The sequence below is a fragment of the Pararhizobium sp. genome (assembly GCF_035497515.1).
In the GTDB taxonomy this organism is placed as follows: domain Bacteria; phylum Pseudomonadota; class Alphaproteobacteria; order Rhizobiales; family Rhizobiaceae; genus Pararhizobium.
Window position 1 is genome coordinate 81,598 of record NZ_DATJDJ010000169.1, and the last position, 14,284, is coordinate 95,881.

Below are 14,284 nucleotides of genomic sequence, written 5' to 3' on the forward strand. Positions count from 1 at the left end.
CTAGGAAATGCTCGCGACGATCACGTCAAAATTCGGATCGCAATTTGCCAGTACATCCAGGCAGGTCCACCCAGTTATGAAGCGAAAATGTTTCATCTTCGGATTGCATGCCTTGAGTGCCTCTGACTGCATGTTCCAGAAGGCCGAGTTTTCAACGACATAGGCAAAATGGTTTGAGATCAGACCGCTGTCATCGTCCCATGTCTCTTCGGTGCTGAGAGGCATTTCGTCGCGAACGCGAAACAGTTCGGCACGCTCGAAGCTAACCCTGAGGCGACCATCCGGAATGAAGAACTCGGCTTGCAGACGGTTGCCCTTCCAGATCAACTCCGCCATGTCGGAACTAACGCTTTCAAACGTCGGTTCGATGAATATCGGCCGGTAGCTGATTATTCGGAGATCCGCCTCAAGCCCGCTTCATCAGCGGAAAGCGTTCCTTCAGCAACCGCTGTATCGAGTCCGAGCCGATCGGCGGGCCGAAGAGGAAGCTTTGGCCGAAATCGCAGCCCATCTGCGCCAGTTCGACGGCGTCCTCTTCCGACTCGATGCCTTCGGCGACGACCTGCATGTCGAGTTCGCGCGCCATGGTGATGACCGAGCGGAGCAGGATCGTGCGCTTGTCGCTCGGGTCCTTCACCAGCGCCTTGTCGATCTTGATCGTGTCGAAGGGGAAACGGGTGAGATAGGCAAGCGAGGAGTGACCGGTACCGAAATCGTCGAGTGCCAGCCGAAGGCCGGCATCTTTCAGCTTCTGCAGCACCAGCCGCGCCTGTTCCGGATTTTCCATGACGAGGGACTCGGTCAGTTCCACCTTCACCTTCTGCGCATCGCAGCGGTTCTTGTTGAGGACTGCGCGGATGTCGTCATAGAGATCGTTGTTGAGCAGTTGCGCGCTCGACAGGTTGACCGACACGAAGATCGGCAGGTCGCCGGTCTGGATCTGCCATTCGGTGAGGTCGCTGGTCGCCTTGTCGAAGGCGAACATGCCGAGCTGGTTGATGAGGTCCGAGCTTTCGGCGATCGGGATGAACTCCGTCGGTGAAATGCTGCCGCGCTTGGGGTGCTCCCAGCGCATCAGCGCCTCGAAGCCGGCGATCTCGGCATCGGCCAGCCGTACGATCGGCTGGTAGACCAGGCTCAGTTCCTTGCGCTCGATCGCCCGGCGCAGATCCTGCTCCAACTGCAGGCGGTCGGTGCCGGACGCCCGGAAAGCCGGGCGGAAAGGCTCGACGCGGTTGCCGCCGGCCTTCTTCGCGCGGAACATCGCCAGTTCCGCATCGTCGAGCAGACCTGTCGCGTTTTCCTGCTGGTCTACCCAGGAGACCAGCCCGATCGAAGCGGTGAGGTTGATTTCCCGGTTGCCGAAATTGAGCGGCACCATGATGGCCTTGGAAACGGCATCGGCGAAATCGGCGACCTTGGCCGGGTCGCGCTCCGACATCAGGATCAGACCGAATTCGTCGCCCCCGAGACGCGCCAGCGTGTCCTGCGGCTTCAACAGGCGGCGCAGGCGGCGGGTCAGCGCGATCAGGATATTGTCGCCGGCGGCAATGCCTAGCTTGTCGTTGACCTGCCTGTAGCGATCGACGTCGATGGTGATGACGGTCGGGCGCACCGCGCTCGAGCCCGGCGCCAGCGACAGGATGGACTGCAGCCTGTCGAGGAAGATCTGCCGGTTGGGCAGGCCCGTCAGGTTATCGTTCAGTGCGTTGTGCAGCAGCCGGTCGATGGAATTCTTCTGCTCGGTGATATCGATGATCGTGCCGACACAGCGGATGATTTCGCCATTGGCGCCAAGCACCGGCCGGGCGCGGATCGACAGCCAGTGATAATGGCCGTCCTCGGCGCGGACGCGGAATTCATGGTTCAAGCGACCGCGGCGATGCTCAAGCAGTACGTCCAGCGTGGCGCGAAAACGGTCGCGGTCGTCGGGGTGCAGGCGCGGCAGCCAGTTGCGCGCCGGCCCGTGCATCGTGCCCGGTGCAAGACCGAGCAGGCCGGAAATATCGGGAATGGTGACGACGCGGTCGCGCGCCACGTCCCAGTCCCAGACGGTGTCTCCCGAGCCGGTCAGCGCCAGCGACTGTCGCTCGAGATCGGAAAACAGGCCCTGGCTATAGGCGCCACCGGCAAAGGCGTGCTGCATCACCGTGAAGCCGATCAGGAGCACGATCAGAACGAGACCGCCGCCGAGCGCCGGCTGGACGATGTCGTTGGCAAGCTGGCCGGTCACCGTCAGCCAGGCGCCAAACAGCCAGACGAGGATCAGCAACCAGGCCGGCACCAAGAGGATGGCGCGGTCATAGCGGTTGAAGCCGAGATAGGCGATCAGGATGATGCCGGCGGTTCCCGTCAGCGCGAAGGAGAGGCGAGCAATGCCGGCGGCGATGGCCGGATCGTAGATGGCGACGCCGAACAGCAGGCCGAGACCGAGGATCCAGGCCAGCGTCGCATAGCTCAGATGCTGATGCCAGCGGTTGAGGTTCAAATAAGTGAACAGGAAAATCACCAGGCCGGCAGCCAGGAACACTTCGCTTCCCGCCCGCCATATTCGCTCGTCACCGGCGGTGATGTTGATCAGTTTCGACAGGAAGCCGAAATCGACGCAGATATAGGCGAGAACCGCCCAGGCAAGCGCCGCCGTCGCCGGCAGCATGGAGGTGCCCTTGACGACAAACAGGATGGTCAGGAAGACCGCGAGCAGGCCGGCAATGCCGAGCACGATGCCGCGATAGAGCGTGAAGGCGTTGACCGTGTCCTTGTAGGCGTCCGGCTGCCACAGATAGATTTGCGGCAGGTCGGGGCCGGCGAGTTCGGCGACGAAGGTGATGACCGAGCCCGGGTTGAGCGTGATGCGGAAGACATCGGCCTCGTCGCTTGGCTGTCGGTCCAGCGCGAAGCCTTCCGACGGCGTGATCGACAGGATGCGCTGCGAGCCGAGATCCGGCCAGAACAGTTTCGAGTTCACCAGCCGGAAATGCGGGGCGACGATGACGCGCTCCAATTGTTCTTCCGAGACGTTGGCAAGCGCGAACACCGCCCAGTCGCCCTGGTGGTTCTCGGCGCTGGAGCGAACCTCGATGCGACGCACGATGCCGTCGGTGCCCGGCGCCGTCGAAACCTGGAAGGCTTCGCCGCGGCCGGTATAGATCTCGGTCGTCGCCGTCAGGTCAAGGGCTGTGTCCTCGCGGGAGATCTTGACCGGTTCCGTCGCAAGGGCGGGGGCTACGCTGAACCAGCACAGGACCGCAGTCACGATCATGACTAGAGCCATGAGCCTTTGGACTGACGGAAGCGATGGCAGGCGGTTCAAAAGCATCAATCACTCAAATTCTTCGTTGGCATGCGGTCTTGCGAAAGGAGGGCAAACATCAGGTGATCGCGCCATTGTCCGTTGATTTTCAGGTATTCCCGCAAATAGCCTTCACGCTGAAACCCGGCCTTTTCAAGGAGCCGGATACTTCTATGGTTCTCGGGAATACAGGCTGCTTCGATACGGTGCAACTGAAGGCTCGAAAAGATGTAGGGAATAGCCAGTTTCACCGCCTGAGCCATGTGCCCCTTGCCGGCAAAACGTTCGCCCATCCAGTAGCCGATCATGCAGCATTGCGCGGCCCCGCGACGGATATAGCCGATCGTCAGGCCTCCGATCAGGGTGTTCTCCTCGCGCGACAGGATAAAGAGCGGCACGGCCTGGCCGGACGAGAATTCCTGCTCGTTGCGGATCACCCGGGTTCGAAAGGCGCTTTCCGTCATCTCGTCGGCACGCCAGGTCGGTTCCCACGGCTCGAGGAAGGCGCGGCTTTCGCTGCGCAACTGGTACCATTGGCGATAATCGGATGTCTTCGGCAGGCGCAGGAGAAGCGTGGCGCTGGCAATTTCGACCGGGTCCGGCTGCCGTGACAGAAACCGAAAAACCGATCGTGTCATGAAAGCCTCCGCGCCGGTGGGGTGTTGCCGTTATGACGGAAAACCGCGCGCCCTATGAAGAACGCGCAGCCAAATTTCGAGAATGGATCAACCGTTGGCGGCGCGCGGGCGGGAAGCCTTGCTGGAGAGTGCGCCGAGAATGTCGTCCATCGGTGCCAGCTTTTCGACCGGGCCGATCGCCGACAGCGTCGGCGCGGTGTCGAAGAACAGGCGGCCGGCGAGATCGGTCAGGCGCTCGACGGTGATGCCGGACAGGCGCTCCATCAGTTCCTCGTTCGGGATCGGGCGGCCGTAGAGCATCATCTGGCGGGCGATCTGGCCGGCGCGGGCGGCCGGACTTTCCTGGCCCATCAGCAACTGCGCACGAATTTGCGCGCGGGCGCGGTCGATTTCCTGTTGCTCGATGTTCATCGAAGCTTTGCGCAGTTCCTCGATGATGACAGGCATCAATTCCGGCAGGTTCTCGCCGCCGGTCGCCGCATGCACGCCGAAGATGCCGGTATCGGAAAAGCCCCAGTGGAAGGCATAGACCGAATAGCAAAGGCCGCGATGCTCGCGCACTTCCTGGAACAGCCGGGACGACATGCCGCCGCCGAGGATGTTGGCGAGGATCTGCGAACAGTAGAAGTCGCGGGCATGATAGGCCTTGCCCTCGAAGCCGAGCAGGACCTGCGCATCCATCAGGTCGCGATCCTCGCGCACGTCGCCGCCGGTGTAGCGGGCAACGTCGGCAATGGGGGAGGCAGCCGGCTTTTGCGGCAGGCTGGCGAACCGGTCTTCAACCTGTCGCACGAAGCTGTCATGATCGAGCGCACCGGCACCGACGACGAACATCCGGTCGGTGGTATAGTTGCGGTCGAGATAGGCGCGGATCTGGTCGGGCGAAAACGAGAGGACCGTTTCCGGCGTGCCGAGGATCGGGCGGCCAATTGTCTGGTTGGCGAAGGCGGTCTCGGCGAACTTGTCGAACACCACGTCGTCCGGCGTATCGTTGGCGGCGCCGATTTCCTGCAGGATGACCTGCTTTTCGCGCTGCAACTCGTCGTCGTCGAAAGAGGATTCCGTCAGGATATCGGCAAGGATATCGACGGCGAGGGGGACATCGTCCTGCAGGATACGGGCGTAGTAGGACGTCGTTTCCGTCGATGTTGCGGCGTTGACCTCGCCTCCGACATTTTCGATCTGCTCGGCGATTTCGCGGGCGGTTCGCCGGGCCGTGCCCTTGAACGCCATATGCTCCAGCAGATGGGCAATACCATGCTCGTCTGTTGTTTCGTCACGCGAACCGGATTTGATCCAGACACCAAGTGCGACGCTTTCGAGATGCGGCATGTGCTCGGTGACGACCGTCAACCCGGATTGGAGCCGGGTGCACTCAACTTTCATCATACGTCTTTCTGCGTCCTATTTCCGGATGCGGGCACGCTCGTTGATAAAGCTTTCAACGGATTTAAGCTCGGCGTCCAGAACGTCGAAACGCTCCTCCCTGACCATCAGATCAGCAAGCCACGTTGGAAGCGCCGGGTCAATACCACAGGCTGATTTTACTGCCGCCGGGAATTTTGCCGGATGGGCGGTTGCAAGCGTCACCATGGGTACGCTCGGTGTCTCGTGCTTGGCCGCGACGAAGACGCCGATCGCCGTATGCGGGTCGAGCAGATAGCCGGTTTCTTCCAGGGTTTTCGCGATGGTCCTTGCGACGTCCTTCTCGGAGGCGCGGCCGGCACGAAACAGCTTGCGGATACGCTTCAGCGCGTCCGCCTCGATCTCGAAGGAGCCGGACTGCTTCAGGCTCGCCATCAGGCCGCGGACCTTGGAGGCGTCGCGCTCATAGGCCTCGAACAGCAGGCGTTCGAAATTGGAGGAAATCTGGATGTCCATCGATGGCGAGGTGGTCGCCCTGACGTCGCGCATCTCGTAGCGACCGGTCTGCAGCGTGCGGGCGAGAATGTCGTTTTCGTTGGTGGCGATGATCAGCTTGTCGATCGGCAGGCCCATCTGGCGGGCGACATAGCCGGCGAAGATGTCGCCGAAATTGCCGGTCGGAACGGTAAACGACACCATCCTGTCCGGGCCGCCGAGCGCCAGCGCCGTGGTGAAATAATAGACGATCTGGGCCATGATTCGGGCCCAGTTGATGGAGTTGACGCCGGAAAGCGCCACGCCGTCGCGGAAGGCGACGTCGTTGAACATTTCCTTCACGAGACCCTGGCAGTCGTCGAAATTGCCCTCGATCGCGATGGCATGGACGTTGGACGCCGTCGAGGTCGTCATCTGGTGCTGCTGCACCGGCGACACCTTGCCATGCGGGAAGAGGATGAAGATATCGGTGCGGTCGCGTCCGGCAAAGGCGTCGATGGCAGCGCCCCCGGTATCGCCCGAGGTGGCGCCGACGATGGTGGCGCGCTGGTTGCGTTCGGTCAGCACGTGATCCATCAGCCGGCCGAGCAATTGCATCGCCACGTCCTTGAAGGCAAGCGTGGAGCCGTGGAACAGTTCCACGATGAAGCTGTTCGGCCCGGTCTGGACGAGGGGCGCGATGGCGGGATGGCGGAACGTGGCATAGGCCTCGTCGATCATGCCGCGGAACGTGTCATCCGCGATTTCGCCATCGACGAAAGGGGAGAGGACGGCGAAGGCAATGTCCTGGTAGGATTTTCCGCGCAGCGCCCGGATTTCCTTCTTGGTGAAGCTCGGCCACTCGCTGGGCACATAAAGGCCGCCGTCGCGGCCAAGACCCGCCAGCAGCGCATCGCAAAAAACCAGCGAAGGGGCTTCGCCCCGCGTCGACACATACTTCACCGTGACCATCCTTCGTCATGCGTTCGAAGCCGCGGGCGCGCGCGGCGGGAATTGAGAGGCATCATAGGGAAACCGGGATTGTTTCGCGGTTCCCTTTGCGTCAAGCCTTGGCAAAGCTGACGGAAACATCGGCTTGTCGCCCGTGATCGGCCAATTCAGTGCGTCCTGAAAAATTGGCGTTCCGGTCTCAGACTCCAATCGATTTTTCAATGCGTCGCTGCTATAGACCATCGCCAAGGGTCTTGAAAGGCTCAAGTTGCAGGGGCGGGAATCCGAAAAATACCTCATTTTCCGGTCAGTCACGCCCAGGCGACATCAATCGTGCAAGGCAGAGGGTCATCGCAAGTGTTTGGTAAAATTTCCAGCCGTCTTCTCGGCGTTTCACTTCTTTTGCTCGCAGCGGGCTGCAACAAGACCGATACGGGCGGTGCGATCGATGCCGGCGGCAGTGCTGTCGCACCGACACCGGCTGTGATCCAGGGAACCTGCCCGCAGGTCTACCTGCTCGATGGAACGGCCAATTTCCGCACCTATGCCAAGGGCGCCAAGGATGATCCAACCAAGATCGTTTACCAGGCATCGCTTGCCGACACGACCCGCCAGTGCGTGCAGAACGAAAGCCAGATGGTGATGACCATTGTCGTTCAGGGCCGCGTCGTCTCCGGCCCGGCCGGTGGTGCCGGCACCGTCAACCTGCCGATCCGCGTTGCCGCCACCGATGGCAAGAACACGCTCTATTCCGAACTGACGCAGTACCCGGTCGAAGTGGCTGCCGGCGCCGGCGCCACCCAGTTCATCTTCACCAAGGCCGACGTCGTGATCCCCGGCGGTGCCGGCGATTTCGCCAAGGTCTATGTAGGCTTCGACGAAGGCCCGGTGAAGGGCAAGAAGAAGAAATAAGGCTTGCTGGAATTATCTCCCCCTCTTTGGGGGAGAAAGCAATTTCAACATCTTAGCTTCAGCTAAGTGTTGGAAATTGCAAGAGAGGGGTAGGTCCCGGGAAAACGGGCGATCCCTCACCAACAAAATCTAACACTTGGCCTTTGGCTAAGATGTTGATTTTGTGTCCTCTCCCGCAAGGGGAGAGGTAAGCCGCGACCTCACGCCATCGCCGTTTCCGACCATTCCGACAGTGCCGCAATGACGGCGGGCAGGGCGCTCATGCGGGAGATGACGGTTTCGGCTCCGGCTTCGGTCAGCTTGTCGGCGTGCGAGGGATAGCTGTGCGAGGCGCCGGTGAAGCCGACGACGCGCATGCCGGCGGCAATCGCCGCGTGGACGCCGTGAACGGAATCCTCGATCACCAGAACGCGGGACGGATCGACGCCGAACTGCTTGGCGCCGTGCAGGAAGATGTCCGGCTTCGGCTTCACCCGGTCTTCGCCGAGATCGCGCGCCGAATAGATATGCTTGCCGAAATGCTCCTTGATGCCAACCTTGCCGAGCATCATGGCGAGACGTGCCGAGGTCGAGTTGGAGCAGATGCCGTGCGGTAATTTGATCTGCGCCAGCATCGGCTGGACACCATTGATGATCTCAACGTCGCTGGCCAGCCGCTTGTCGAGAATGGCCTCGTTCCTGGTGATCAGCGTCGCCGAAAACGGAATGTCGGCTTCCTTCTCGATGGCGAGCAGCGTGTTGTGCCAGGTCATGCCGGCAAAGCGCTCGGCCATTTCCTCGGTGCTGATCGGATAGCCGGCCTCGGTCAGAAGCTCGGCTTCGACCTCGCTGGCGATGATTTCGGAATCGACGAGAACGCCGTCGCAGTCGAACAGGATGAGATCAATGCTGGACATCTAGGGAATCCTTGGGGGGAGATGCCGGCCGTTTACACGATGCCGGCCGAAAGCTCAACCAGCTTGAAGCTGGAGGCTGGTATGCGGCGAGTTGATAGGCGTCACCTGATCGCGATAATCTCGAGCTCCTGGCCGCTGACCTCGACGGCATCGCCGACGCTCTTGCCCATCAACAGGCGCGCCACCGGCGAGACGAAGGAGATCGAACCGGCCTTGGGATCGGCCTCGTCCTCGCCGACAATGCGATAGGTCTGCACGCGCCCGTCGTCGCGGCTGAAGGTCACCGTGCTGCCGAATGCGACCATGTCGGTCGAGGTCGGCATGGCGATCAATTCGGCGGTGCGGAGGCGGGCGACGAGATAGCGCGTATCCCTCAAGGGGCCTGCCTGCTGGCGCCGCTTCTCGTTGATGTCCTCGATCCCCGCCGCCGCCTCATAAGCATCGCGCGCCTGCTGCAACTGCTGCTCGAGCGCCTTCAATCCCGCTTCCGTCACCAGGTTCGGGTGAGGGGAGATCGGGCGGTCGGGCAGAAGGGTTTCCGCAGCGGTTTCGGAACTTTCTTCCTTGGTAAAGGCAACACTCAATTGCAGAACTCCGTTTCGGTGTGGCGCGGTCCAGGCGGTCGGGGCCGATGCGGTCACCCTTGTCAGAGGCAAATATAGGATAGCAAGAGACGGCGCGCCAATCGTCCGGTATAGGAACACGCCTTTACGGGTTCCCGTTCCGTCACGTCAGGGATTTCATGACCGTTCGCCTGCGCCCGCATCACCTGCTTTGCATGCTGACCTTCATCGGCAAGGGCTATACCGAGGCCTTCACCGAAAACTATGTTCGCATCGCCGCCCGTCTTTCCGAGGGTGAGGACATCCTGATGGTCGAAGGACCGGACGATATCTGCGCGCCGCTGCTGGATGAGCCCGATCCGCATTGCTGGCGCAAGAGCGTCACCGACCGGGACGAGCGTGCGCGCAAAGCCGTCGAGGCTTTGCTTGGAACGCCTGCCGGCCCCGGCGCGGTCATCTGTCCGAATGCGGAATTCCTTGCAAGGATGCGCGATGCGTTTGCAGCGGGAACGATCCGCAAGGCCTGCCACAGATGCGCGTGGTCGGCGCTCTGTACGGACGTTGCCACCAGCGGCTACGACGCCGTGCTGGTGGCGGCAGCGCCCGTCTGATCAGACGGCGATGGGAAACAGTCTCGCGAATTCCTTCTCGCCGGTCGCGGTGAAGTGCACCGCCCGGCTTTCCGCCTCGCGCCTGGCCCATCCCTTGTCGAGAAACAGGCTGAGCAGCGCCTGGCCGAGCGAGCCTGCCAGATGCGAGCGGCGTTCGCTCCAGTCGAGGCAGGTGCGGCAGACCGGCCGGCGCGATCGCGTCAGGGCTGACAGGTCGATGCCGAGCGCCGTCATCCGGCTCTCGCCTTCCTTGGTCAGCGCCAGTTGATCGCCCGCGCCGGAGATCACTTCCTCGGCGACGAGGCTGTCCAGCAGACGCACGCCGTAGTCTCCCGCCAGATGATTGTAGCAGACACGCGCCTTGCGCAGCGCCGGATCCTTGGGGCCGGTGCGGTGACGGGTAAAACCGCGATCGGCGGCGAACCCCATCAGGCTTTCGAGCAGCAGCCCGACATCGTCGTCGGCCAGCGCGAAATAACGGTGGCGGCCCTGCTTGCGCTGGCCGATCAATCCGCCTGCTTCGAGCTTCGACAAATGTGAGCTGGCGGTCTGCAGGGTGATGCCTGCCGTTCCGGCAAGCTCCGTTGCCGTCAGCGCCTTGCCGCCCATCAGCGCGGTCAGCATGTTGGCGCGGGCGGGATCGCCGATCAGCGATCCGATCTGGGCAATGTCTGGTCCTTCTTTCATACTTCGATGTTAACCGAAGCATAGAGCGCATTCAAGCTGGCAAAAGGGGGCATCGAAACCAAGGAGACAACGATGCTCACCTGCTTCATCCGCTACGAGATCGACCCGTTCAAGCGCGAGGAGTTCGCCACCTATGCCCGCAACTGGGGGCAGGCGATCCCGCGTTGCGGCGCCGATCTGATCGGCTATTTCGGCCCCCATGAAGGCTCGGCCACCACCGCCTACGGCGTCTACGCCATCGAAAACCTCGCGGCCTACGAGGCATATCGCGCCCGGCTGCAGGCCGATTCGCTTGGCGCCGAGAATTATCGCTTCGCCAGGCAGGAACGGTTCATCCTCAGGGAAGACCGGATTTTCCTGAAGAATGTGTCGCTGCCGCATGCCGAGGTTCTGCCAATCGCGGGGAGGCAGTCATGATCGCCGTTATTTTCGAGGTGACGCCGGCCTATGGATGCCGCGCCGCCTATCTCGATCTCGCCGCACAATTGCACAGGCGTCTCGACAGGATCGACGGCTTCCTGTCGATCGAGCGGTTCGAGAGCCTGAAACTGCCGGGCAAGATTCTCTCCCTGTCGTTCTGGCGCGACGAGGCGGCCATCGCCAAATGGCGCAACGGTCCTGACCATCGTGCCGCCCAGCATGCAGGCCGCAACGGCACCTTCGCCGACTACCGCCTGAGGATCGCCGGCGTCATCCGTGACTATGGCATGACGGATCGGGAACAGGCGCCGGACGACAGCCGGGTCTTTCATGCCGGGAAGGAGCGAGATCTGATTTGAGTGTGCGTGGCCTCCTTTGGGATGGAGGGGGCTCCCCAGCCTCCGTCATGCTCGCCCTCGTGGCGGGGATGACGGGTGTTGGGGTTACTTTCGGTTTCCCGAATATCGTTTTCACCTCACGAGCAGACCAACCGCCCGGTTCAAAAAGACCGCCTGTCTCCATCCTCTTGTATGATTTCGCGAATTTCCGACGGACCTTCAGGATTTGGTAACCAAGTTCGGTAACCATAAGGGCTGAAATCGTCCCGAGTAAGCGTATTTGCGAGTTGTCCATGTCCCCAGTCGTCTCAATGGCCGAAATCTCCCGCGGCGCCAGCCCTGCCGGCTGGCTCAATTCCATCATCAAGGGTGACTGCGTTGCCGCCCTTGAAGCGCTGCCCGACAACTCCGTCGATGTCGTCTTCGCCGATCCGCCGTACAACCTGCAACTCGGTGGCTCGCTGCATCGCCCCGACCAGTCGCTGGTCGATGCGGTCGATGACGAATGGGACCAGTTTGTTTCCTTCGAGGCTTACGATGCCTTCACCCGCGCCTGGCTGCTCGCCTGCCGCCGCGTGCTGAAGCCCACCGGCACGCTCTGGGTCATTGGCTCCTACCACAACATCTTCCGCGTTGGCGCGACGCTGCAGGATCTCAACTTCTGGATCCTCAACGACATCATCTGGCGCAAGACCAACCCGATGCCGAACTTCAAGGGCCGCCGGTTCCAGAACGCCCATGAAACGCTGATCTGGGCGAGCCCCAGCGCCAAGGGCAAGGGCTACACGTTCAACTACGATGCGCTCAAGGCATCGAACGACGACGTCCAGATGCGCTCCGACTGGCTGTTCCCGATCTGCTCGGGCGGCGAGCGTCTGAAGGGCGAGGACGGCAAGAAGGCGCATCCGACCCAGAAGCCGGAAGCCCTGCTTGCCCGCATCCTGATGGCCTCGACCAAACCGGGTGATGTCGTGCTCGATCCGTTCTTCGGTTCCGGCACCACCGGCGCCGTCGCCAAGCGCCTCGGCCGCAATTTCGTCGGCATCGAGCGTGAGCAGGCCTATATCGATGCCGCCTCCGAACGCATTGCCGCCGTCGAACCGCTCGGCAAGGCCACCCTGTCGGTCATGACCGGTAAGAAGGCCGAACCGCGCGTCGCCTTCAACACGCTGATCGAAAGCGGCATGATCAAGCCTGGCACGGTGCTGACGGATGCACGCCGCCGCTACAGCGCCATCGTGCGTGCCGACGGAACGGTCGCAAGCGGCGGTGACGCCGGCTCAATCCACCGTCTCGGCGCCAAGGTTCAGGGTCTTGATGCCTGCAACGGCTGGACCTTCTGGCACTACGAGGACGCCGGTATCCTGCGGCCGATCGACGACCTGCGCGCCGTCATCCGCAGCGACATGGCCAAGATCAACTGATCGGCGGCTACAGCGCCGCGCGTCAAATATAACGCGCGGCGCTGTAGCACTTCAAATATGCAGCAGAACTGCAGTTAAACGTCAAAACGCCGCGCCATCTCCAGATGCGCGGCGTTTGCGTTTCGGATCGTCGGGACGTCGTTGTCGTGGATCAGGAACTGCCGGTCGGCGCCATCAGCAGGTCGTAGCAATCGCCGCAATAGCCGAATTCGTAGCCGGAGGTCTGCCAGGGCTCAACCGGTGTCTCGCAACAGATGCAATGGATGACCCAGCGGGCAGGGCTTTCCGAATTCAGGTCCTGCGACGGCTGCGGGCGCGCGCTCTTGTTCGACGTGTCGGTATTGCCATTCATCTTCGCTGCCTTTCCTGTCTGCAATGGCAGGAACGAAACGGGGAAAACAGAAGTTTCAAAAAAGCATCTTCATATGAGTGCCGCGAAATGAAACAGCCGGCCGATTCGATTGTGCTGATGTCGTCAGCATAACACGTCAAAGGGTTTTAAACGTCATCTCGCGAACGCAAAAAGCGGCCGGAGATGGGTGCTCCCGCCGCTTTTTTAAGATGGTGTCCGTGTCAGAACAGGAAGTCGCCGGCGTCGAGGCTGGAGAGCTTGACATGTTCCAGCACCAGCTTGTCGCCATTGCCGCCGTCGATGACGATGGAGGTGCCGACGACCGTCAGGTGATGCGCCTTCAGGTCGGCGAAGCTGGTGACGGATGCAAGGCCAGACAGGTCGACGATGTCGTGATCGCTGCCGATGGCGTCGAAATCCTTGATCGTGTCGGCGCCGTACTTGGTCTTGAACACGAATGTATCGACGCCGCTGCCGCCCGTCAGGATATCCTTGCCGGCGCCGCCGTTGAGAATGTCCTTGCCCGTGCCGCCCGAAAGCTTGTCGTCGCCATTGCCACCGGACAGGCTGTCGTTGCCGCTGTCGCCGGACAGCGTGTCATTGCCATCATTGCCAAAGAGCTTGTCGTTGCCGGACCCGCCATAGAGCTTGTCGTTGCCGGCATTGCCGCTGAGATTGTCGTTGCCCGACAGGCCGTTCAGCGTGTCGTTGCCCGCGCCGCCCCAGAATTTGTCGGCATAGGCGGTGCCGTTGATCGTGTCGCTTCCGGCGAGCAAAGCATCGAGAAACTTGGTCGTACTGCCGCTATCCCATGCAGCCGCCAGCGCCTTGCCCGAAAGCGAGAGGCCGCTTTCGCTGATGATGGTCACGCCGTTCTTGACGATCGAGAATGATGTCAGCGTGCCCGCCGTGATGCCGAAAACCTCGCCGCCGACGACCTTGTACTTCAGGCCGGTGCCGGAAAACTTCATGTAGTTCTTGGAATTGTCCGACAGATAAATGCCCGTCGCGGTGAATTTTTCGGTGTTGTAATCGAGGATGGTGTTCAGCTTGGTTCCGGCAATATCCTGCAGATCGAGACCGGCGGTTTTCTTGAAACCGCTCAAATTTACTTTCGCCATGTTCGCTCCCTGAGTGCCCCCGAAAGGCACATATCAACACAGCATCATGCCTTCAACTTTTGGGCGTGTTTCTGGGATCTGTTCGTGGAATCAAACCTAATCCAACGTTAAAAATACAGTTTCTTCAGCATTTTAGGTTCGTCGTATATATTCCGGTTGGCGCAAGCCGATCGTGTCGGGGCGGCGGAAATCGGCGGCGGCTTTTAGAACAATTTAACCATCCCGCGCATATTCTGAATT

At 61.3% G+C, this 14,284-nt stretch carries 15 protein-coding genes; 5 read left to right on the forward strand and 10 right to left on the reverse strand.

What is annotated here, in order from left to right; genetic code table 11:
- From VL202_RS17490 to thrC, 5 genes are all read right to left on the reverse strand, one after another.
- A complete protein-coding gene (locus tag VL202_RS17490) occupies positions 1-336 on the reverse strand; it encodes a hypothetical protein (protein ID WP_325465363.1) in 336 nt (111 codons plus the stop codon).
- Between the two features lie 70 nt (positions 337-406).
- A complete protein-coding gene (locus VL202_RS17495) occupies positions 407-3,262 on the reverse strand; it encodes an EAL domain-containing protein (protein WP_414692883.1) in 2,856 nt (951 codons plus the stop codon).
- 56 nt (positions 3,263-3,318) lie between these two features.
- On the reverse strand, positions 3,319-3,930 hold the full coding sequence (locus VL202_RS17500) for a GNAT family protein (RefSeq protein WP_325465365.1): 612 nt from the start codon (positions 3,928-3,930) through the stop codon (positions 3,319-3,321).
- A gap of 87 nt (positions 3,931-4,017) precedes the next feature.
- Complete coding sequence (locus VL202_RS17505) at positions 4,018-5,319, reverse strand: pitrilysin family protein (protein ID WP_325465366.1); 1,302 nt, start codon at positions 5,317-5,319, stop codon at positions 4,018-4,020.
- 15 nt (positions 5,320-5,334) lie between these two features.
- Positions 5,335-6,741: a threonine synthase gene (gene thrC / locus VL202_RS17510; RefSeq protein ID WP_325465367.1), complete on the reverse strand. Its 1,407-nt coding sequence runs from the start codon at positions 6,739-6,741 to the stop codon at positions 5,335-5,337.
- A gap of 336 nt (positions 6,742-7,077) precedes the next feature.
- Here thrC and VL202_RS17515 point away from each other — a divergent pair, with 336 nt between their 5' ends.
- The gene (locus VL202_RS17515; protein WP_325465368.1) at positions 7,078-7,632 is read left to right on the forward strand and encodes a hypothetical protein; all 555 of its coding nucleotides are present in this window, start codon (positions 7,078-7,080) and stop codon (positions 7,630-7,632) included.
- A gap of 200 nt (positions 7,633-7,832) precedes the next feature.
- Here the strand turns inward: VL202_RS17515 and VL202_RS17520 are convergent, their stop codons facing one another.
- Positions 7,833-8,528: an HAD family phosphatase gene (locus tag VL202_RS17520; protein ID WP_325465369.1), complete on the reverse strand. Its 696-nt coding sequence runs from the start codon at positions 8,526-8,528 to the stop codon at positions 7,833-7,835.
- A 101-nt stretch (positions 8,529-8,629) separates the two neighbouring features.
- Positions 8,630-9,112 (reverse strand): transcription elongation factor GreA, encoded by a 483-nt coding sequence (greA, locus tag VL202_RS17525; protein ID WP_325465370.1) that lies wholly within the window; start codon positions 9,110-9,112, stop codon positions 8,630-8,632.
- 158 nt (positions 9,113-9,270) lie between these two features.
- On the opposite strand from greA, the gene VL202_RS17530 reads away from it, so the two are divergent.
- Positions 9,271-9,702 carry a DUF1284 domain-containing protein gene (locus VL202_RS17530; protein WP_325465371.1) on the forward strand — a complete coding sequence of 144 codons (432 nt, stop codon included), beginning with the start codon at positions 9,271-9,273 and terminating at the stop codon, positions 9,700-9,702.
- On the opposite strand, the gene VL202_RS17535 is transcribed toward VL202_RS17530, so the two are convergent.
- Positions 9,703-10,389, reverse strand: coding sequence for an ArsR/SmtB family transcription factor (locus VL202_RS17535; RefSeq protein ID WP_325465372.1), 687 nt, complete (start codon positions 10,387-10,389; stop codon positions 9,703-9,705).
- Positions 10,390-10,461: 72 nt separating this feature from the next.
- Here VL202_RS17535 and VL202_RS17540 point away from each other — a divergent pair, with 72 nt between their 5' ends.
- From VL202_RS17540 to VL202_RS17550, 3 genes are all read left to right on the forward strand, one after another.
- Entirely contained in the window at positions 10,462-10,806 is a 345-nt protein-coding gene (locus tag VL202_RS17540; protein ID WP_325465373.1) for an NIPSNAP family protein, read from the forward strand.
- Positions 10,803-11,168 (forward strand): antibiotic biosynthesis monooxygenase, encoded by a 366-nt coding sequence (locus VL202_RS17545; RefSeq protein WP_325465374.1) that lies wholly within the window; start codon positions 10,803-10,805, stop codon positions 11,166-11,168. Before VL202_RS17540 ends, VL202_RS17545 begins: the two co-directional genes overlap by 4 nt.
- Positions 11,169-11,440: 272 nt before the next feature.
- On the forward strand, positions 11,441-12,571 hold the full coding sequence (locus tag VL202_RS17550; protein ID WP_325465375.1) for a site-specific DNA-methyltransferase: 1,131 nt from the start codon (positions 11,441-11,443) through the stop codon (positions 12,569-12,571).
- A gap of 151 nt (positions 12,572-12,722) precedes the next feature.
- Here the strand turns inward: VL202_RS17550 and VL202_RS17555 are convergent, their stop codons facing one another.
- Both VL202_RS17555 and VL202_RS17560 read right to left on the reverse strand, forming a co-directional pair.
- Positions 12,723-12,923 (reverse strand): hypothetical protein, encoded by a 201-nt coding sequence (locus VL202_RS17555; RefSeq protein WP_325465376.1) that lies wholly within the window; start codon positions 12,921-12,923, stop codon positions 12,723-12,725.
- A gap of 221 nt (positions 12,924-13,144) precedes the next feature.
- Positions 13,145-14,044 (reverse strand): hypothetical protein, encoded by a 900-nt coding sequence (locus tag VL202_RS17560; protein ID WP_325465377.1) that lies wholly within the window; start codon positions 14,042-14,044, stop codon positions 13,145-13,147.
- Positions 14,045-14,284 lie beyond the last annotated feature (240 nt).

Excerpts from the sequence above, each read along its gene's own strand:
- VL202_RS17535 (WP_325465372.1), bottom strand. The coding sequence starts at position 10,389 with ATGAAAGAAGGACCAGACATTGCCCAGATCGGATCGCTGATCGGCGAT.
- VL202_RS17550 (WP_325465375.1), top strand. The coding sequence starts at position 11,441 with ATGTCCCCAGTCGTCTCAATGGCCGAAATCTCCCGCGGCGCCAGCCCT.
- VL202_RS17500 (WP_325465365.1), bottom strand. The coding sequence starts at position 3,930 with ATGACACGATCGGTTTTTCGGTTTCTGTCACGGCAGCCGGACCCGGTC.
- VL202_RS17520 (WP_325465369.1), bottom strand. The coding sequence starts at position 8,528 with ATGTCCAGCATTGATCTCATCCTGTTCGACTGCGACGGCGTTCTCGTC.
- VL202_RS17540 (WP_325465373.1), top strand. The coding sequence starts at position 10,462 with ATGCTCACCTGCTTCATCCGCTACGAGATCGACCCGTTCAAGCGCGAG.
- VL202_RS17560 (WP_325465377.1), bottom strand. The coding sequence starts at position 14,044 with ATGGCGAAAGTAAATTTGAGCGGTTTCAAGAAAACCGCCGGTCTCGAT.
- VL202_RS17545 (WP_325465374.1), top strand. The coding sequence starts at position 10,803 with ATGATCGCCGTTATTTTCGAGGTGACGCCGGCCTATGGATGCCGCGCC.
- VL202_RS17495 (WP_414692883.1), bottom strand. The coding sequence starts at position 3,262 with ATGATCGTGACTGCGGTCCTGTGCTGGTTCAGCGTAGCCCCCGCCCTT.
- VL202_RS17555 (WP_325465376.1), bottom strand. The coding sequence starts at position 12,923 with ATGAATGGCAATACCGACACGTCGAACAAGAGCGCGCGCCCGCAGCCG.
- VL202_RS17505 (WP_325465366.1), bottom strand. The coding sequence starts at position 5,319 with ATGATGAAAGTTGAGTGCACCCGGCTCCAATCCGGGTTGACGGTCGTC.
- VL202_RS17490 (WP_325465363.1), bottom strand. The coding sequence starts at position 336 with ATGGCGGAGTTGATCTGGAAGGGCAACCGTCTGCAAGCCGAGTTCTTC.
- VL202_RS17530 (WP_325465371.1), top strand. The coding sequence starts at position 9,271 with ATGACCGTTCGCCTGCGCCCGCATCACCTGCTTTGCATGCTGACCTTC.
- thrC (WP_325465367.1), bottom strand. The coding sequence starts at position 6,741 with ATGGTCACGGTGAAGTATGTGTCGACGCGGGGCGAAGCCCCTTCGCTG.